Source organism: Streptomyces sp. NPDC051913 (assembly GCF_044593635.1).
Classification (GTDB): Bacteria; Actinomycetota; Actinomycetes; order Streptomycetales; family Streptomycetaceae; genus Streptomyces.
On the sequence record NZ_JBIUCI010000004.1, the window covers coordinates 525,210 to 543,595 of the forward strand.

20 protein-coding genes are annotated in these 18,386 nt (G+C 71.0%); 7 read left to right on the forward strand and 13 right to left on the reverse strand.

Annotated features, from left to right (window positions below; all coding sequences use genetic code 11):
• Positions 1 to 12 precede the first annotated feature (12 nt).
• Positions 13 to 1,284 carry a streptophobe family protein gene (locus ACIHIX_RS14955; protein WP_399954973.1) on the reverse strand — a complete coding sequence of 424 codons (1,272 nt, stop codon included), beginning with the start codon at positions 1,282 to 1,284 and terminating at the stop codon, positions 13 to 15.
• A 162-nt stretch (positions 1,285 to 1,446) separates the two neighbouring features.
• Here ACIHIX_RS14955 and ACIHIX_RS14960 point away from each other — a divergent pair, with 162 nt between their 5' ends.
• A complete protein-coding gene (locus ACIHIX_RS14960; protein WP_399954976.1) occupies positions 1,447 to 2,670 on the forward strand; it encodes a DUF6777 domain-containing protein in 1,224 nt (407 codons plus the stop codon).
• A gap of 96 nt (positions 2,671 to 2,766) precedes the next feature.
• Positions 2,767 to 3,234, forward strand: coding sequence for an ATP-binding protein (locus ACIHIX_RS14965; protein WP_399954980.1), 468 nt, complete (start codon positions 2,767 to 2,769; stop codon positions 3,232 to 3,234).
• Positions 3,235 to 3,288: 54 nt separating this feature from the next.
• Here the strand turns inward: ACIHIX_RS14965 and ACIHIX_RS14970 are convergent, their stop codons facing one another.
• Entirely contained in the window at positions 3,289 to 4,176 is an 888-nt protein-coding gene (locus ACIHIX_RS14970) for an RNA polymerase sigma factor SigF (RefSeq protein ID WP_399954982.1), read from the reverse strand.
• A gap of 185 nt (positions 4,177 to 4,361) precedes the next feature.
• Positions 4,362 to 5,159: a class I SAM-dependent methyltransferase gene (locus ACIHIX_RS14975; RefSeq protein WP_399954984.1), complete on the reverse strand. Its 798-nt coding sequence runs from the start codon at positions 5,157 to 5,159 to the stop codon at positions 4,362 to 4,364.
• An 83-nt stretch (positions 5,160 to 5,242) separates the two neighbouring features.
• Here ACIHIX_RS14975 and ACIHIX_RS14980 point away from each other — a divergent pair, with 83 nt between their 5' ends.
• Positions 5,243 to 5,614: a helix-turn-helix domain-containing protein gene (locus ACIHIX_RS14980; RefSeq protein WP_399954987.1), complete on the forward strand. Its 372-nt coding sequence runs from the start codon at positions 5,243 to 5,245 to the stop codon at positions 5,612 to 5,614.
• A 15-nt stretch (positions 5,615 to 5,629) separates the two neighbouring features.
• Here ACIHIX_RS14980 and ACIHIX_RS14985 read toward each other — a convergent pair whose 3' ends face one another.
• From ACIHIX_RS14985 to ACIHIX_RS14995, 3 genes are read right to left on the reverse strand one after another with little or no spacing between them, the layout of a single operon-like run.
• Positions 5,630 to 6,232, reverse strand: coding sequence for a ClpP family protease (locus ACIHIX_RS14985; RefSeq protein WP_399954990.1), 603 nt, complete (start codon positions 6,230 to 6,232; stop codon positions 5,630 to 5,632).
• A 1-nt stretch (position 6,233) separates the two neighbouring features.
• Complete coding sequence (locus ACIHIX_RS14990; protein ID WP_399954993.1) at positions 6,234 to 6,872, reverse strand: ClpP family protease; 639 nt, start codon at positions 6,870 to 6,872, stop codon at positions 6,234 to 6,236.
• Between the two features lie 41 nt (positions 6,873 to 6,913).
• On the reverse strand, positions 6,914 to 8,122 hold the full coding sequence (locus ACIHIX_RS14995) for an epoxide hydrolase family protein (protein ID WP_399954996.1): 1,209 nt from the start codon (positions 8,120 to 8,122) through the stop codon (positions 6,914 to 6,916).
• A 106-nt stretch (positions 8,123 to 8,228) separates the two neighbouring features.
• Between ACIHIX_RS14995 and ACIHIX_RS15000 the strand changes: the two genes are divergently transcribed.
• Positions 8,229 to 8,711, forward strand: a complete 483-nt coding sequence (locus ACIHIX_RS15000) for a VOC family protein (protein WP_399954999.1) — start codon at positions 8,229 to 8,231, stop codon at positions 8,709 to 8,711.
• A 3-nt stretch (positions 8,712 to 8,714) separates the two neighbouring features.
• On the opposite strand, the gene ACIHIX_RS15005 is transcribed toward ACIHIX_RS15000, so the two are convergent.
• The 3 genes from ACIHIX_RS15005 to ACIHIX_RS15015 form a co-directional block, all read right to left on the reverse strand.
• On the reverse strand, positions 8,715 to 9,608 hold the full coding sequence (locus ACIHIX_RS15005; protein WP_399955001.1) for an SGNH/GDSL hydrolase family protein: 894 nt from the start codon (positions 9,606 to 9,608) through the stop codon (positions 8,715 to 8,717).
• Positions 9,609 to 9,715: 107 nt separating this feature from the next.
• The gene (locus ACIHIX_RS15010; protein ID WP_399955003.1) at positions 9,716 to 11,365 is read right to left on the reverse strand and encodes an ATP-binding protein; all 1,650 of its coding nucleotides are present in this window, start codon (positions 11,363 to 11,365) and stop codon (positions 9,716 to 9,718) included.
• Between the two features lie 20 nt (positions 11,366 to 11,385).
• Positions 11,386 to 12,060 (reverse strand): response regulator transcription factor, encoded by a 675-nt coding sequence (locus ACIHIX_RS15015; protein WP_399955007.1) that lies wholly within the window; start codon positions 12,058 to 12,060, stop codon positions 11,386 to 11,388.
• Positions 12,061 to 12,294: 234 nt separating this feature from the next.
• On the opposite strand from ACIHIX_RS15015, the gene ACIHIX_RS15020 reads away from it, so the two are divergent.
• Positions 12,295 to 12,738: an STAS domain-containing protein gene (locus tag ACIHIX_RS15020; RefSeq protein WP_399955009.1), complete on the forward strand. Its 444-nt coding sequence runs from the start codon at positions 12,295 to 12,297 to the stop codon at positions 12,736 to 12,738.
• Here ACIHIX_RS15020 and ACIHIX_RS15025 read toward each other — a convergent pair.
• Together ACIHIX_RS15025 and ACIHIX_RS15030 are read right to left on the reverse strand one after the other, a co-directional pair.
• On the reverse strand, positions 12,690 to 13,706 hold the full coding sequence (locus ACIHIX_RS15025) for a LacI family DNA-binding transcriptional regulator (RefSeq protein ID WP_399955012.1): 1,017 nt from the start codon (positions 13,704 to 13,706) through the stop codon (positions 12,690 to 12,692). The two genes, ACIHIX_RS15020 and ACIHIX_RS15025, sit on opposite strands and share 49 nt — an antisense overlap.
• A gap of 64 nt (positions 13,707 to 13,770) precedes the next feature.
• Positions 13,771 to 15,261, reverse strand: coding sequence for an alpha-N-arabinofuranosidase (locus tag ACIHIX_RS15030; RefSeq protein WP_399955014.1), 1,491 nt, complete (start codon positions 15,259 to 15,261; stop codon positions 13,771 to 13,773).
• A gap of 216 nt (positions 15,262 to 15,477) precedes the next feature.
• On the opposite strand from ACIHIX_RS15030, the gene ACIHIX_RS15035 reads away from it, so the two are divergent.
• Together ACIHIX_RS15035 and ACIHIX_RS15040 are read left to right on the forward strand one after the other, a co-directional pair.
• On the forward strand, positions 15,478 to 16,272 hold the full coding sequence (locus tag ACIHIX_RS15035; RefSeq protein ID WP_399955017.1) for a VOC family protein: 795 nt from the start codon (positions 15,478 to 15,480) through the stop codon (positions 16,270 to 16,272).
• A gap of 79 nt (positions 16,273 to 16,351) precedes the next feature.
• Entirely contained in the window at positions 16,352 to 17,053 is a 702-nt protein-coding gene (locus tag ACIHIX_RS15040; RefSeq protein ID WP_399955020.1) for a ribonuclease H, read from the forward strand.
• On the opposite strand, the gene ACIHIX_RS15045 is transcribed toward ACIHIX_RS15040, so the two are convergent.
• On the reverse strand, positions 17,054 to 17,878 hold the full coding sequence (locus ACIHIX_RS15045) for a tyrosinase family protein (protein ID WP_399955023.1): 825 nt from the start codon (positions 17,876 to 17,878) through the stop codon (positions 17,054 to 17,056).
• 31 nt (positions 17,879 to 17,909) lie between these two features.
• Positions 17,910 to 18,269, reverse strand: a complete 360-nt coding sequence (locus ACIHIX_RS15050) for a tyrosinase cofactor (RefSeq protein WP_399955026.1) — start codon at positions 18,267 to 18,269, stop codon at positions 17,910 to 17,912.
• Positions 18,270 to 18,386: the final 117 nt, after the last annotated feature.

An 18,386-nucleotide genomic window follows, 5' to 3' on the forward strand; every position in this document is an offset into this window, starting at 1 on the left:
CCCTCTCTCGGGTCAGCCCGGCCCCGCCTGCTCCTGCCGCCGTACAGGGCGCGCCAGCAGGCCGCCCAGGAAGCCCGCGGCCAGACCCCACAGTGCCGCGAGGCCGACGGCGGTCCACAGGTGCGGCTTCAGCAGGAGTTCACCGTTCAGATCGCCGCCGAGGTCGCCGATGCCGAGGACCGAGAGGCCGTAGTGGGCGGAGATCCGGCCGACGAGACAGATCATCAGGACCGTGAGGGCGAGGGCCACCGCCATGTGCAGGGCGTGCTGCCAGGCACGCGTTCGCGCCGGGGAACGCGCCGCCATCACGAACCCGGCGGCGAGCACCAGCACCGCGTCGACCGCCACCAGCCACCACACCCTGCCGTCGTACTCGGCGAGGGTGGAGAGGTTCAGCGTGGCGGTGTCCTTGGAGCGCAGGACCTCGTCGAGGACGTGGGGCATCGGCAGTCCGAACGGGCCCTCCACGCGGCCGTCCCAGGTGGCGCCGAGGCCGAGCGTGAACGCCAGCCAGACCAGGTTCGGCAGGCCGAGCAGGATCACCGCCAACGTCTCCACCGGGTAGTCGCCCGTCACCGCCACGACCAGGCCGATGACGACGCCCAGGACCACGAAGGCGAGCAGCAGCACGACCATCGCGTACGCCGCCGGCCGTACCGACGCCTGGAAGCGCAGCAGCCGGCCCGGCAGCGGCGCCCCGCGCGAGACCAGCAGCGCCAGTACCAGCACACCGGCCAGCCAGAGCAGACCGAAGACCAGCGTGAGCGTCATGTCCGTCGTGAAGCCGACCTTCGGTGTGACGCCGAACAGGTCGCCGAGGTCCGACAGCGCGCTGTCGCCGAGGGAGAGCGTGAAGGTCTGGCGGGCCCCGAGGGCGAGAGCGACCAGGGCGGCCAGCCACAGCACGGCGACCCGCGCCGCCCAGCCCGTCAGCTCCGCGGCGCTCGCGACCGCCCGGTGCCGCAGGGGCCGCAGGAAGAGAGCGCCGATGACGAGGGCGCCGGCCAGCGTGACCGACAGCGGGATCACGGTCAGCCCGGCCTGGGTGTCGGCCAGGCCCCCGGCGTTCCCGGAGAGCTCGATCGTGCCGCCCACCGCGGTGACGACCGTGGCCGCGACGACCCGCGGGAACGCTCCGTCGGGCAGGTCCGCCGCCCCGGCCGCCCACAGCCCCAGCGCGGCGGTCACGCCCATCGCGAGCAGTCCGGACAGCACGGTCACGGCTGCCTGTACCCAGCCGTGCGGGGCAACGACGGCCTGGTCGGAGCGGGTTCTCGGGCTCACCCTGCCCACGCTAAGCAGCGCCCGGGAACCCTGCCCGCCGGGAGAGCCGTCCGCGTCGGCTTGCGAGCCGCACCGGACCGGAGCACACAATGGAAAACATCCTGGACAAAAGCGGCGTAGAAGCAGGAAGTCGCTGAAGTGCCACGTCGGGAAGAAGGGCTCGTGAGCTCCGAACCTCCGTCCTCCGGCCGGCCCACCGGACCGCCCTCAGGTCCGCTGTCGGGTCCCTCCCAACCGCCCTCGGGGCCGCCGTCGCAACCACCGGGCAGCACCGGGGGAGCGCCCGCACCGGAACCCCACCGCCCCTGGTGGAGGTCCGTGTCGCGGGTGGCCGTGCTCGTCACCGCGGTCGTGGCCGCCGTGGTGGTGGCGCTCGTTCTCACCCGCTCCGACGGTGGCGGCTCCGGCACGGAGGGCGAGGTCTTCCTCCAGGCCGCGTCCAGGACCGGCCCCGACCCCTTCACCGAGTCGACTGCGACCGACAGCTCCGCCCCGCCCGTCTCCGTCTCCCCGGCCGGCGAGTCCACCGCGGCCAACTCGGTACGGGGCGTCGACGGCGGAGCGCCGGGCCTCTACGGCGGCACCCGCAACGTCTCCAGCTGCGATGTGGAGGCCCAGATCAAGGCCCTCCGGGCGGCCCCCGCGAAGAACAGGGCCTTCGCCTCCGTGGCCGGGGTTCAGCCGTCCGGCGTGCCCGCCTATCTGCGTGCGCTCACCCCCGTGCAACTGCGCATGGACACCCGCGTCACCAATCACGGCTACCGCGACGGCGCCGCCACCAGCTATCAGGCCGTCCTCCAGACCGGCACCGCCGTCCTCGTCGACGGCCATGGAGTGCCTCGCGTCCGCTGCGCCTGCGGCAACCCGCTCGCCCCGCCGGTCGCCCAGCGCAGCACCCCCAAGCGGACCGGCGACTCCTGGCCGGCGTACCGCCCCTCGACCGTCGTCGTGGTCACCCCGTCGGTCACGGTCATCAACATCTTCGTGATCTACGACCCCGACGACGACCAGTGGATCGCCCGCCACCGGGGCGACACGGGCCACAAGGACCAGCACGCCGATCCGCCGGCGCACCCCTCGCCGTCCGTGACCATGACGACGCCGAGTCCTCCGACGTCGCCACCCACCACGCCGTCCTCCCCGGAGCCGTGTCTCTCCACGGACACCGCGACACCCAGTGACACCCCGACCGGAACGCCCACCGACTCGGCGACGCCGTGTCCGCCGACGTCCGCGAGCCCCTCCTCGCCCCCGCCGAGCATCGAGCCGCTGGTCCCGGAACCGCAGACGGAACCAGGGACGACCCAGGGGGACACGCCGCAGGGCGAGTCCTCCTCCGACACCTCCGCCCCGAATGCCGCGGACGTGACGCCGCCGCCGGTGTGACCGACACGACCCGTTATGGGGACTGCGCCGCTCGGCACGGGGTACGAGCACTGATGCAGCAGCGTCCGGCGAGGCCGGCTTCCGAGAGAGAAACGCATGATCGAACACCTGGACGGGGCAGTGGTATCGACTGGTTTCGACGTGCCCGTGGATCCCTTGCGCCGGGCGGCCCACTACACCGGCGAACCGGGATGCATCGCCGAGGCCCGCCACTTCGCCGCCCACTTCCTCGACCAGCTCAGGACCGAGTGGTGCGCCGAGATCGGTGCCCGGGCCGACAACGAGGTGCTCCTGGTGGTGAGCGAGCTGGTGACCAACGCGGACCGGCACAGCAACGGCCCGTACATCCTGGACCTGGAGGGCACGGACGACGTCGTGACCGTCTCCGTCTACGACAGCAGTGCCGCGCTGCCGCTGCGCTTCCCCAAGGACCCGGAACGGGTCGGCCGGCACGGTCTGGAGATCGTGCACGCGCTGGCGACGGAGGTCACCGCGGAGCGCGTGCCGGTCGGCAAGCGGGTCAGCGCGGTGCTGCGACTCGGCGATCGGCCCGGAGAAGGCTGATCGCCGGAACGTTCGTCCCGGCGATCAGCCCCCGCCTGCCTGTGTTTCAGAACCTCACGCGCAGCCCAGCTCGCCCAGCATGCCCTCACGCAGTCGCCCGATGATCCGCTTGATCAGCCGGGACACATGCATCTGGGAGCAGCCCAGCTGTTCACCGATCTCCGCCTGCGTCGCCTCCTCCACGAACCGCAGATGGATGATCTGCCGGTCCCGGTCGCTGAGCTCCGCCATCAGCGGCGCGAGCGACTGGAAGTCCTCGACCAGGCGCAGCCCGTACTCCTCGACACCGATGAAGTCGGCCAGCACCGACTCGCCGTGCTCGGGACCGTCGCCGGTCAGGGCGGCGTCCAGCGAGGAGGAGTTGTAGCCGTTGGAGGCGATCTGGCCCTCGACGACCTCGCTCTCGGAGATGTTCATCAAGGTGGCGAGTTCGGCCACCGTCGGTTCCCGGTCCAGCCTGCTCGCCAGCTCCTCGCGCGCCTTGGCCAGCTCCACCCGCAGCTCCTGCAACCGCCGCGGCACGTGCACCGCCCAGGTGGTGTCCCGGAAGAAACGCTTGATCTCACCCACGATGTACGGCAGCGCGAAGGACGTGAACTCGACCTCCCGCGCCAGCTCGAACCGGTCGATGGCCTTGATCAGGCCGATCATGCCGGTCTGGACGATGTCCTCCATGTCGTCCCCGCGGCCGCGGAAACGCCCGGCGGCGAACCGCACCAGGGACATGTTCATCTCGATCAGCGTGTTGCGCGCGTACTGGTATTCGTGTGTGCCTTCCTCGACCTCCGTCAGGCGCTGGAAGAACTGGCGGGACAGCTCCCGCGCGTCGCGCGGAGCGACGCTCCGCGGGTCCACGACCCCCGGTAGCGGTCCGTCACCCGTGCTGGTCCCAGCGGTCCCCTCGATGAGCTGTGCCTGCGACCCGGTCACGGCGGTGTCCATGTCCTCTCCCACGTCATGATGTGACCGGCGGGCGACCCGCCGGTTCTCCTCTGGCGCGTACCCCTGGTGGGCGAACGCATGCATGTGAAGGTCGCCGGGACTCGGAAAAAAGGTCGCCGGGACGCGGAAAAGTGGAGAGGAGAGGGCGTGTGGCGTGCGAAACGGGCCGGAATCTGTGATGCAGGTCACAGATCGACGGGTCGTGCCCCGGTGCGCGTGGCCGTGATCAGGTCGTGGAGATAGCGCTTGGTGACACGGCCCTCGTACCGGGTCTCGATCAACCCGCGGATGCAGTCCAGCAGCCCCCGCCGGAGGTCCTCGCGCAGCGCACGGTGGCCCGAGTAGGTGAGCAGGACGTCGATGTACTCGTCGGCGGTGTACGTGATGTCCTGCCGGAAGCGGGTCACGGTGACGTCCTCGAAGTCCGGGGAGTCCTCCCATTCGCGGGTCTCGGAGGGGATCTCCTCCTCCGGCAGGAGCCGCAGGCCCGGCGGGGTGGCCGGGTCCCAGCGTTCGTAGCAGCGCTGCGCCTCCGCGAAGAAGTCGACGGTGCCGCCCGCGACATGCTCCGACCCGAAGACCGCCACCCGGCCTCCGGGGCGCAGCGCCCGGGCCGCCTTGGACACCCGCACCGCCGGGTCGATCCAGTGCCAGGCGGTCGCGCTGACCACGAGGTCGAAGGGCTCCTCGGGCAGCGGCCAGCTCTCGAAGTCCGCGACCTGCACGTCGACGTGCGGGAACCCCCGCAACCCGCGCCGGGCCACGGCGGCCAGGTCGGGCCCCAGCTCCACACCCGTGAGCCGGCAGCCCGACTCTGCCAGGGGACGGGTGAGCCGGCCCGTCCCCGGACCCACCTCCAGGACCCGGCGACCGGGACCGAGATCGGCCAGTACCGTCAACTCGGCGATCAGATCAGGGGGATAGTGCGGACGCACCCGGTCGTACAGTTCCGCCGCCCCGTTGAACGTCTCCCGCAACTCCACGCCCCTGCCCTCCACAGCCGGAATTCACCCAGGGCAGAATGCTGATCCCTTCCCATGGCGTCCAACGCTTTTAGGCTGAGAAGGTGACCGAACCAGCGCCGAACCGAGCCCGCGTCATCCCTCTGCGCCCGGCCGCCGCGCCGCCGCCCAAGGAACCCCTGTGGCGGGACCTGGTCGGCGACGTGCTGCGGCGTGAACGGCTCGCCCAGGAGCGGACGTTGAAGGACGTCGCCGACGCGGCCCGGATCTCCATGCCCTACCTCTCCGAGGTGGAGCGGGGCCGCAAGGAAGCCTCGTCGGAGGTCCTCGCGGCCGCCGCCCAGGCACTCGGCCTCGGCCTCGGCGACCTGCTCGGCCGCGCCCAGGGCGAGCTGCTCCGGATCACCAGCCGGACCTCCGCGGGCAGTCGCCGGGCGACGACCTCGTCGTACGACGGACTCTGCCTGGCCGCCTGAGCCGCATCCGGCGCCTCACACCGTCACGAGGCGCCGGCTCAACACCTCGTCGGCCAGTCCGTACGCGACGGCCTCCCGCGCGGTGAAGAACTTGTCGCGGTCCATGTCGGCGCGCAGGGTCGCGATGTCGTGGTGGGTGTGCCGGGCCAGCACCTCCTCCACCTGGGCGCGGATCCGGATCATCTCCTTGGCCTGGAGCGCGAGGTCGGAGATCATGCCCCGGCTGCCGCCGCTGGCCGGCTGGCCGAGCAGCACACGCGCGTGCTCCAGCACGATCCGGCGTCCGGGATCCCCGCCAGCGAGGAGCACGGCCGCGGTGGAGGCCGCCTGCCCGACGCAGACCGTCGAGATCGGGGCCTGCACATAGGTCATCGCGTCGTAGATCGCCATGAGCGAGGTGAACGAGCCGCCGGGGGAGTTGATGTAGATCGAGATCTCGTGGTCCGGTGCCGAGGACTCCAGGTGGAGGAGTTGCGCGATCACGACGTTGGCGACACCGTCGTCGATCTCGGTGCCGAGGAAGATGATCCGCTCCGACAGCAGCCGGCTGAACACATCGGAGGAGCGCTCGCCGTGCGCGGTGCGCTCGACGACGTACGGAATCGTGTAGTTCCCCATGTCACAGCCCCATCCGTCGCTTCGAGGCGGCCGGGCGGACGTCCGCGAGGGACTCCAGGACCCGGTCCACCATGCCGTACTCCCTGGCCTCCTCGGCCGTGAACCAGCGGTCCCGGTCGCCGTCGTGGGCGATCGTCTCCGGGGTCTGGCCGGTGTTCTCGGCCAGCAGCCGCTCCATGGTCCGCTTGCTGTGGTCCAGGTTCTCCGCCTGGATCGCGATGTCGGCCGCGGTGCCGCCGATGCCGGCCGACCCCTGGTGCATCATGATCCGCGCGTTGGGCAGGGCGTACCGCTTGCCGGGCGCGCCGGCGCAGAGCAGGAACTGCCCCATGCTCGCCGCGAATCCCATGGCGAGGGTCGACACGTCGTTCGGGATCAGCCGCATCGTGTCGTAGATGGCGAGACCCGCGTACACCGAGCCGCCGGGGCTGTTGATGTAGAGACTGATGTCGGTGCGCGGGTCCTCGGCCGACAGGATCAGCAGCTGCGAGCAGACGCGGTTGGCGGAGACCTCGTCGACCTGGCTGCCGAGCAGGACGATCCGCTGCCCGAGCAACTGGGCGGCCAGATCGTCGTCGAACCGGGAGGGCGGGGTGTCGCCCTCCTCGGCCCGCGGCAGGAGCGGGGTGAGTGGAGTCATCGGTTCGCCTCCGTGCGGAGTGGTCGGGGATGCCGTCGACTTCACTCTCGCCCCGACCTGCCACCGGTAGGCGGTTTCTCTGCCCGTGGCAGATTCGCCACGGGCAGAGAAACCGATGGAGGGACTCTGATCAGGCCTTTTCGCGCGACGTTGTCGGTGCGGTCCGCGTGGTGCCGCAGCGGGATCGAGATCTCGGCCGGGAAGACGGCCACCGCGGTGGGCGCCGTGGACGGCTCGGTGGGCCGGGTCGCCCGCTCGCCCTGGGAGTGGGCGTTCTCGTAGTAGATACGGGCGGCCGAACCGGCCGTCCCGGTCAGCCAGTACAGCATCACGTCGGTCAGCAGCCGGTCCCGGTCGACGGCGTCCTCGGGACACCGCTCCGAGTCCGTCCACTCCTGGAACTTCTCGGCGATCCAGGCGAGTTGGCCGACCGGCGAGTCGGTCAGGGCGTAGGCCAGGGTCTGCGGCCGGGTGGAGTGCAGGATCGCGTACCCCATCCCGTCCCGCGACCAGGCGCTCCAGCGCCGCCACGACTCCAGCGTGCGCTCCCGTTCCCCGGGGGTGAGCGCGGCGAGTTCCGCCTCGGTCGGTTCCTGGGTGGCCTGCGCGCCCATCAGCAGGTTGAGGTGGACGCCGACGACCCGGTCGGGACAGATCCGGCCCAGCGCCCGGGAGATCGCCGAGCCCCAGTCGCCGCCCTGCGCGCCGAACCGCTCGTATCCCAGCCGCCGCATCAGCTCGGCCCAGGCCCGGGCGATCCGCCCGACGTCCCAGCCGGTGTCCGCGGGCGGCCCGGACAGCCCGAAGCCGGGAATGCTCGGTACGACGACATGGAAGGCGTCCGCCGGATCGCCGCCGTGGGCCGCCGGATCGGTCAACGGGCCCACCACATCGAGGAATTCGGCGATCGAACCCGGCCAGCCGTGCGTGACGACGAGCGGGGTGGCGTCCGGCTCGGGGGAGCGGACATGGGCGAAGTGCACGGTCGTGCCGTCGATGACGGTCGTGAACTGGGGCCACTCGTTGAGCTGCGCCTCGGCGGCCCGCCAGTCGTAGGAGTGCCGCCAGTGGTGGACGAGATCGCGCAGATGATCCGCCGGTACGCCGTAGGCCCAGCCGGTCGCCGACAGGTCGTCGGGCCAGCGGGTGCGGTCGAGGCGGGCGTGGAGGTCGTCGAGGTCGCTCTGCGGGATGTCGATGCGGTAGGGCCGGATGCCGTCGGTGCTGCGGTCCGTGGGAGCTGACGTCATGGTGCGGAGGGTAGGCCGGACGGGGCAGCCAGGCGTACGGCCGATGAGTTTCGCGGCATGGATCAGTCCACACCCACGACAGCGATCCACGCCCCAGGAGGTAGTCATGGCAACCGAAGGCTTCACCACGTGTCTCTGGTTCGACGGCCAGGCCGAGGAGGCCGCCCACCACTACGTCTCGATCTTCAAGAACTCCAGCATCGGCTCGGTCGCCCGGGTCAACGAGGCCGGCATGGGCGAGCCCGGTTCCGTGATGGCCGTGGACTTCACGGCCAACGGCCACAAGTTCGTCGCGCTGAACGGCGGACCGCAGTTCAAGTTCACCGAGGCGGTCTCCTTCCAGCTGTTCTGCGAGAACCAGGAGGAGATCGACTACTACTGGGCCAAGCTCACCGAGAACGGCGGCGAGCCCGGCCCCTGCGGCTGGCTCAAGGACAAGTACGGCGTGTCCTGGCAGATCGTCCCGGACAACCTGATCGCCATGGTCAGCGACCCCGACCCGGTGAAGGCGACCCGGGTGACCAAGGCGTTCATGGCGATGGGCAAGTTCGACAAGGCCGAGCTGGAGCGGGTCTACGCGGGCGAGTGAGCGTCAGCCTGCCGGGGTCCGGGAGATCACCCGGGTGATCTCCCGGGCGATGCGCAGGATGCCGGGCGAGCGGACCGGGCAGGGCTTCGGCGTGGACGTCGTCGGCGCCAGACAGAAGTGCAGATAGTCCTTGTCGAGGTGCAGGGCGGTCCGGTCCCGGCCCGGCTCGGTGCAGTAGCCGGGGTGCTCGTGCTCGTAGGCGTCGCACGGCAGGTACTGGACCCAGGCGTAGCGGGCCCCGGCCGCGCTCACCCGGGCCCCCGCGTCCGCGACGACGTCTCCGGATGCGGCGGCCTGCCTCGCGTACAGCTCGTTGACGCGGCGGACCCGGTCGGGGGTGATCGGGTCCGGCCCCTGCGCCACCCACACGATCCGCGGCCGTGCGGCGCCGCCCGCGGCGGCGATCTGCCCGGTCAGCCGGGCCATGTCGGCCCGGTACCGCTTGAAGTAGGTGGCCGGGTCGTCGGCGTGGGTGATGCCGTCCATGCACCAGGTGTAACCCCACGCGTTGCCCCAGAACTGGAGCACCACGTAGTCAGGACGCAGCGAACGCACCAGCGCCGCCGCCTTGTCGCCGTCCGGTACGAGGGACTTCGCGCCGGTGCCCTCCAGGTAGTCGCAGACCGTCGTCCCCGAGTACGGCCGACTCGTGTAGTCGGCCCGCAGCTCCCGGCGCAGCTGCTCACCGAGCACCCGCTGCGCCTCCATCGCGAGGGAGTCCCCGAGATAGAGGACCTTCGGCGCCCTGGCCGGAGTGCCGGCACTGGCCGCGGCGCGTTGGTGGGTGGTGCCCGCGGTGACCGGGGGCGGCGGCGCCTCCGGTCCCGACTCCGGGTCCCCGCACGCGCCGAGCAGCGCTCCGGCCAGCAGTAACCCCACGATCCACGGCTTGCGCATGCGGCAACTCCCGCCCCGGACACCGTAAACGGCTCACCAGGCAAGCACAGCCCGGTGCAAGGGGGAAGACGTACACCGGTCGGGACAGGGCTACTCGCGGACAAGACCTAGCTCTCCAGCAGGTCGAGAAGGTCGTTCAGCGGCAGCGGCTTGGCCAGATGCGCGTCGAAGCCCGCCGTACGGGACTGGGCGCGGTCGGTGCCCTGGCTGAATCCGGACACCGCGATCAGCCGCAGCCCGTCGCCGTGCGGCCGGGCCCGGATCGTGCGGGCGACCGTGTAGCCGTCGACGTCGGGCAGAGCGAGGTCGCACAGGACGACGTCGAAGAGGCTGTCCTCGGTGGCGGTGAGCGCGTCGGTGCCCGTGTGCACGGCGGTGACGTGATGGCCCTGACGCTGGAGCAGGGCGCGGTAGGTCTGGGCCAGATCGGTGTTGTCCTCGACGATCAGGATCGACAGCTGCCGCCGGGCCGGGCGGACGATCACCGGCCGGGCGGGTTCCGGTGCCGTGGGGTCCGCGACGGGCAGCAGCACCGTGAACGCCGCACCCCGGCCCGGCCCTTCGCTGTGCGCGCCGATCGTGCCCCCGTGCAGCTCCACCACCGTCCGGGCCACCGCAAGACCGAGGCCGAGGCCCTCGGGGGTGTCCGGACCGGCCGGCGCCGCCCGCATGAAGACACCGAACAGATCCTCGGCCTGGGCGGGGGCGAAGCCGATGCCGTCGTCCCGCACGGTGAGCCGGGCCTGTCCGTCCGCCTCGCGCAGGGCCACCTCGGTGCGACCGCCCGGCGGCGTGTACTTGAGCGCGTTCGACAGCAGGTTCGTCAGCACCTGCGCCAGCCGCAGCCGGTCGCCGTCCACGACCACCGGCTCCCGTGGCACACCCACGTCGAGCTTGCGGCCCTCGTGCCCGAACAGACCCCGGATGTCGGCGCACGCGCTCTCGACGACGGACCGCAGGTCGACCCGCTCACGCACCAGCTCAAGCCGCCCGGTGAGCGCGCGCGTGCCGTCGAGGAGGTCGTTGCTCATCCGCACCAGCGTGCCCAGCTGCCGCTCCAGCACGGACAGCGCCGGATGGCCGTCGGGCAGGTCGAGGGTCAGCAGTTCCGTGGCCGCCGTGGCCGCGGCGAGCGGGTTGCGCAACTCGTGCGAGAGCGTGGCGATGAACCGGTCCTTGGCCTGCTGCTCGTCCCGCAGCCGCCGTCCCGCCGCGTCGAGTTCGGCGTTGGCGCGCAGCAGCTGGTCGTTGACCTCGCGGATCTCCCGGGCCCGTACGAACAGGTCGATCTCCATGCCCTCGGCCCGCATCTGCGCCTCGGCGGCCACCCGCCGCTGCTCCCGCCCCACCCGGCGCACATGCACGAACTCCGTGACGTCCTCGACCCGGTGGATGACATGGGTGACCCGCCCGTCCCCGTCGAGGACGGGCGTGTTCACCGGGCTCCAGTACTTCTCGTCGAAGCCGCCCTCCTCGCCGGTGGGGATGTCGTACCGCTGGAGCGCCATGGTGTCGGTACGGCCCGTCGCCACCACCGTCTCCAGCGAGCGCCGCAGATTGGCCACGCCGTCGGCCGAGGGGTCGTCCGGGTTGTCGGGGAACACCTCGAAGATCCGCTGCCCGACGATGGAACGCTCGGTGCGGGTGGCCGTGAGGTAGGCGCGATTGACCTCGACGATCGTGAAGTCCGGCGCGAGGATCAGCAGCGGGGACAGGGCGGCGTCGAACAGGCGCCGGAAGTCCGGGGTCTCGGTCATGGCGCGCTCCCGGGGGTCGCTCAGGGGTCCAGGCGATAGCCGTAGCCGCGGACCGTCGTGATCCGCGGGGCGGGCACCGGCAGCCGGGCGAGCTTGCCGCGCAGCCGGTAGACGTGCTCGACGACGGTGGCGGGCTGCTGCCAGGCCGCGCCCCAGACGCGCTCCAGGAGCTGCTCCGCCGAGAACACCCTGCCGGGCGTGGCGGCCAGCATCTCCAGCAGCGCGTACTCCTTCGGCCGCAGGGTCAGCACGAAGCCGTCGCAGGAGGCCTGGCGGGCGGCCGTGTCGATGAGCAGCGGGCCGATCCTGAGCACGGTCGGCGCCTCCGGCGGCTGCGAGCGGCGCAGCACGGCCCGGATACGGGCCACCAGCTCCCGTTGCGAGAACGGCTTGACCAGATAGTCGTCGGCACCGATCTCCAGGCCCGCCACCCGGTCCGCCTCGGCACCCCGGCCGGTGATCACGATGACGGGAAGCCGACTGGTGGAGCGCAGCGCCCGCAGCAGCTCCAGACCGCTGCCGTCGGGAAGGCCCAGGTCGAGCACGGCGAGGTCGATGCCGCCCTCGTACAGGGCCGCCTTGCCGACCCGGGCGTCCATGGCCCAGGTGACGGTGAAACCGGCCCGCTCCAGATAGGAACGGCACATCAGTGCGAAGTCGGAGTCGTCCTCGATCAAGGCGAGGTGCGGACGCATGCCGCATCACCTGGCCCAACTGCCGTCCGCTCGTTGTGACACCGGTGAGCGGGCGTTGATGCCCCGACCATGTGGCGAAGGTAGAACAGTAAAGGCCCACGGTTCAAGGGGGAGCCACCCAGGGGGGTTCCGGCGCGGGCGCTCGCGGTGCGGGGATGACGAAGTCACCGCGGGCGCCCGCGCCGGAACATGTCGCCCGGCGGGCGCCACGGGTAGGGAACGAGGACGAACGGCTTGCACCACCACACACCGGAGCCGGTCAGCCCGGCGTACTGGGCCCCGGCCGGGGGGCACACGCTCCTGAAGGACACGAACGGCCTGCTCATCGCCGAACTCCGCGGCGACATAGACCTCGCCACCGCAGGCGGACTACGCCTGTGGCTGGACTCCGTGGCGCGGCTGGACGCCCCCGGCCACGTCGTCGACCTGCGCCCGGTCTCCTTCATCGACTCCACGGGCCTGAGCGTGCTGCTCCGCTTCCGCCGCCGGGTCCTCGCCGCGGAACACGGGTTCGCCCTGCTGTGTGACGCCGGTCAACGCAGGTTGTTGCGGGCGCACGGCACGCTGGACGTGCTGGATCCGGCGGCCACGCTCAGCGATGCCCTGACGAGGGCAGGGGCCTGCGGACGTCAGGCAGTGCCGCCGCCCGTGGACTCCCGTGCCACCACCGAGAAGTGACTGACGAACTCCTCCGGCTCCGGCCGGGACGCGGTCCGCTCGATCCGCCGGACCAGAAGGCCGACGGCCCGCTCCGCCATCGCGTCGTGGTCCGGATCGACGGTGGACAGGGACGGCACCAGAAACGCGCTCCCGGTGACGTTGTCGAAGCCCATCACCCTGACCTGCTCGGGCACCCGGACCCCGGCGTCCGCCAGCCCGCGCAGCACCCCCATGGCGACGGTGTCGGTCACACAGAACACCCCGTCGAAGGCGAGCCCGCCCTCCACCATCTCCCGGGCACAGCGCGCCCCTTCGGCCAGGGAGAAGGCCGCCAGGCGGCGCTGCAGAGCCGGGTCCCGGACCAGACCCGCCTCCTCAAGGGCCTGCCGGTACCCGCTGTGGCGCAGGCTCGACACGTCGACCTCCGCACCGACCGCGCCCCCCAGGAACGCGATGCGCCGGCAGCCCCGCTCCACGAGGTGCAGGGTGGCGGCCCGGGAGGCGTCGACATTGGGCATGGCGACGTGGTCCACCGGACCGCCGAAGATCCGCTCGCCCAGGATGACCACCGGATGGTCCATGGTCAGCCACTCGGTGTCCTGCGGCCCCATGCCCACGGTGCTGAGGATGAGCCCGTCGTAGAGACGGTTGCGGGACAGGGCCAGCGCCTCGAGTTCGCTCTCCCGCAGGGCGTACGTCTGCTCGATGGCGACCCGCAGACCGAGCGGCGCGGCCGCGGCGATGATGGCCGCCGCCAGCCGGCCGTAATAGGGGCTGTCCACCTCCGGGACGGCCAGGCCGATGGTGCCCGTACGGCCCTTGCGGAGGTTGCGGGCGGAGACGTTGACGCGGTAGTCGAGGCGGACCATGGCCTTCAGGACCTTCTCCCGCGTCGCCTCACTCACCTTGGAGTGACCGTTGATGACATTGGACACGGTCATCGCCGAGACGCCGGCCGCCCGCGCCACGTCCTGCATGGTCGCCATGGTCACCCCCTGTTCCGCGCCGCCCGGTTCCTCGGAACCATTACACCCCGGCCGGGGGAGCGGTTCAGGCCAGCCGGCCCCGGACGGTGACGAACGAGTGCGGCGGCAGGGTGAGCACGAGCCCCCGGTCGGTCGCCTTGAGGTCGTCGAAGGGGCGCGGGGTGACCGTCTCCGCCGTCCCGGGGGCGTTGTGGTCCTGGAGCCGGTCGGCGGTGAGCACCCGGGCGACCGGATCGCCGAGACCGCCCCCGCGCAGGTCGAGCGTCACCCGCGCCGACTCCTCCGCGTCGAGGTTGGACAGCGAGATGAGCACCGTGCCGTCCTTGACGCTGGCGGAGGCGGAGAACAGGTCCAGCCGCTCGCCCTTCAGGTGGACGGCGAGCGAAGTGGCGTCCTGGTGGCCCTTGTTCATCTCGAACACGTGGTAGGTCGGGGTGAGGACCAGGGCGTCGCCGTCCGTGAGGATCATCGCCTGGAGGACGTTGACGGTCTGCGCGATGTTGGCCATGTGCAGACGGGCCGCGTGCTTGTGGAAGATGTCGAAGTGGGTGGAGGCGACGAGGGCGTCGCGCAGGGTGTTCTGCTGGAACAGGAACCCGGGGTTGGTGCCCGGCTCCACGTCCCACCAGGTGCCCCACTCGTCCAGCACCAGACCGACCGTGCGCCCGGGGTCGTAGACGTCCATGACGGTGGAGTGGCCGGTGAGGATCCGGTCGATGTTCCGGGCCGCCGCGATCGTCCGGTAGTAGTCGTCGGTGTCGAAGTCCGTGGCGCTGCCCTTGGCCTCCCAGGGACCGGCCAGTGTGTAGTAGTGCACGGACAGGCCCTGGAAGTAGTTCTTCGGGGTGGCCTCACAGCCGAAGCAGCTGATCTGCTGCATCAGCGTCTCGGTCCACTTGTAGTCGGCGTCGGAGGCGCCCGAGGCGATCCGGTACAGCTTGTTGTCGCCGTGGTCACGGCAGTAGGTCGCGTACTGGCGGGCCAGGTCGGCGGAGTACTCGGCGCGCATGTTGCCGCCGCAGCCCCAGGTCTCGTTGCCGATGCCCCAGAACTTCACGCGCCAGGGCTCCTGACGCCCGTTGGCCTTGCGCAACCGGACCATCGGGCTGTCGCCGGCGCGGGTGAGGTACTCCACCCACTCGCTCATCTCCTGCACGGTGCCGGAGCCGACGTTGCCGTTGATGTAGGGCTCCGCGCCCAGCAGTTCGCACAGGGCCATGAACTCGTGCGTGCCGAAGTGGTTGTTCTCCTCGACGTCACCCCAGTGCGTGTTGACCATGGTCGGCCGCTGCTCGCGCGGGCCGATGCCGTCCTTCCAGTGGTACTCGTCGGCGAAACACCCGCCCGGCCAGCGCAGGTTGGGAATGTCCAGGGCACGCAGCGCCTCGACCACATCGAGCCGGATGCCGCCCTCGTTCGGGACCGGTGAGTCCTCCCCGACCCAGAACCCGCCGTAGACGCAGCGGCCGAGATGCTCGGCGAAGTGACCGTAGAGATGGCGGCTGATCGTCGGACCCTCGATGTCGAGGTTGATGACCGCGGTGCTGTCTGACACTGGGCGCGCTCCAGGACGAGGTTCGGTGGGTCGGGTTTATCGTTAAACCTGCCACGAGTTTAACGATAAACCCGCTGCTAAAACTCGCCCACACGGACGGCCTGAGTCAAGAGGGCGGGTCTCGGAGCGGGAACCACCGTTCGGCGCGCGTTCGGGCGGACAGGTGGCTAGCGTGAGAAACCGGACCACCCACCCGAGTCGGAGAGGGCCGCCACCATGGCCGTGCAACCTGAGGGAACCCCCTGTTGGGCCGACGCGATGTTCAGCGACGTGGAGGGCGCCAAGACCTTCTACGGCGACGTCCTCGGCTGGACCTTCGGCGAGTCGTCGTCGGAGTACGGCAACTACACGCAGGCCTACGCGGACGGCAAGGCGGTCGCGGCCGTCGTCCCGCCGATGTCCGGACAGGAGGGGCACTCGCAGTGGTGCCTGTACTTCGCCAGCCCGGACGCGGCGGCCACCGCGGCCAAGATCCGTGACAACGGCGGCGAGGTCCTGATGGAGCCCATGGCGGTCGGTGACTTCGGCACCATGTGCCTGGCCCGGGACCCGGGCGGCGCCGTCTTCGGCGTGTGGCAGGCCGGTGTCCACGAGGGCTTCGAGGCCGTCGGCACCCCCGGTGCGTACGCCTGGGCGGAGATCTTCACACGGGACCCCGAGAAGGTGGACGCGTTCTTCCCGGCCGTCTTCCCGTACTCCAGGAAGCGGATGGAGGACGACTCGATGGACTTCGGCATGTTCGACGTGGGCGAGAACACGGTCGTCGGCCGGATGAGGATGACGGAGGAGTTCCCGCCGGAGATCCCCTCGTACATCAACGTCTACTTCGCGGTCGCCGACTGCGACGACGCCGTCGCCAAGGCCACCAAGCTGGGAGGCATCCTGCGCTTCGGCCCGGTGAACAGCCCCTTCGGCCGGTTCGCCGCCCTCAGCGACCCGCAGGGCGCGAGCTTCTCGGTCATCGACATGTCGACGACCGAGGGCGAGATGCCGAAGATCAGCGAGGTGTGACGGCCGTGGGCACCCGGCCCTGAGAACCCGGTGCCGTGTGCCTGAAACCCGGTGACCGTGTGCCCGGGCCGACCGTGGCATGATCGGTCCCATGCGTGAACGTGTGGTGGCCGCGTGCGACGGTGCATCGAAGGGAAACCCCGGACCGGCCGGCTGGGCCTGGGTCGTCGCCGACGAGACGGAGACCCCGGCCCGCTGGGAGGCGGGGCCGCTCGGCCGGGCCACCAACAACGTCGCGGAACTCACCGCGCTGGAACGCCTGTTGACCGCGGTCGCCCCGGACGTGCCGCTGGAGATCCGGATGGACTCCCAGTACGCCATGAAGGCCGTCACCACCTGGCTCCCCGGCTGGAAGCGCAACGGCTGGAAGACGTCCGCGGGCAAGCCGGTCGCCAACCAGGAACTGGTCGTGCGCATCGACGAGCTCCTCGACGGCCGCACGGTCGACTTCCGTTACGTCCCCGCCCACCAGGTCGACGGCGACCGGCTCAACGACTTCGCCGACCGCGCCGCCAGCCAGGCGGCCACGATCCAGGAGCCCGCGGGCAGCGACCACGGCTCGCCCGAGCCGCCGCCCTCGCCCGACACCCCGAAGGCCTCCCGCCCCGCCAAGGCCAAGTCGCCCCGGCGAAGCGGCGGTTCGGCCTCGTCCTCGTCCCGCACGATCAAGGCGAAGTTCCCCGGCCGCTGTATGTGCGGCCGTCCCTACGCGGCGGGCGCGGACATCGCCAAGAACGACCAGGGCTGGGGCCACCCGGAGTGCCGCACGGCAGGGGCCTGATCAGTCGGTGTCGAAGGTGTAGTGCGCCCGGTGGTCCAGCAGGTCCGCCGGGCGTACGTCGTTCCAGGGCTTCATCGTCTCGCCGAGATCGACCACGTCCGGGGTACCGGCCGTCGGCAGGTACCCCGAGTCGGGGTGCCGACGCTGCCACTCGGCCCACAGCTTGTCGACGTAGGCGTGGTGCAGCCAGAACACCGGGTCGTTGGGGGAGACGCCGGTCGCCATCTGGCCGCCGACCCAGACATGGACCCGGTTGTGCAGATTGACCCCGCGCCAGCCCTCCAGGTGGTTGCGGAAGCCGTCCGACGCACTGTTCCAGGGCGCCATGTCGTACGTCGCCATCGCCAGCACGGAGTCGACCTCGGCCCGGGTCGGCAGCTCGCGCACGGCGGTGCCGAGCGAGCGGCGCAGGAACGTACGGCCGTCCACCCGCACGGATATCGGCCAGTTGCCCGCCGAGGCGGCGAACGGGCCGTCCGTCACCTGGCCGTCGCGGCTGCGTCCGGTGCCGCCGAGGAAGTCCGGCGCCCACAGCGCGGCACGCGGGGAGCGGTCGACGGACCAGTCCCAGTACGGCAGCGCGACCGAGGCGTCCACCGACTGAAGGGCCCGCTCGAACTCGATCAGGTATCTGCGGTGCCAGGGCAGGAACGAGGGCGAACGGTGGCCCGTACGTTCGCTGTTGTCGGTGTCGGACATGATGAACGCGTTGTGCGTGGTGACGAAGGCGTCGTAACGGCCGTTGCGCTTCAGTTCCAGGACGGCGGCGACGAACCGCCGCCTCTCCTCGGCGGACAGGCTCGCCTGGTTCTTGCGGACGGTCATGTGCGGTACTCCAAAGCGGTGACGGGAAAGGTCAGTTGGCCGGGGACGCCGGGAACGGGAGTAGCGCCGCGCCCTGCAGCTCGTCGACCGCGGCGCGTGCGGCGGCCTTCGGTGTGGGGACCGGGTCGTAGTGACTGACGACGCTGATCCAGCTGCCGTCGGCGTTCCGCATCAGGTGCAGCTCGACTCCGTCGATGAACACCGCGTAGCCGGCGCCGTGGTGATGACCGCCCCCCGCGGCCGGCCGGCCCTGGATCCGGCGGCCCTTGTAGACCTCGTCGAAGGTGTCGGGGGAGTGGTGGTCGTGGGCTGCGGCCTGCGGGGCGACGGCGACCGTGGCGGCGACGGCGGCCGCGGCGGCGAGGGCATGACGCCGGGTCGGTTCGGGCACAGGGGTCGTCCTTCCGGAGAGGGGTGGTGGGTGACCCCGTATGCCTATCGGTGCCGAAGGGGCGACTGCGACCGGTTGGCTACGATCCGGACAATTGCCGATATCTGGTGCAAGGTT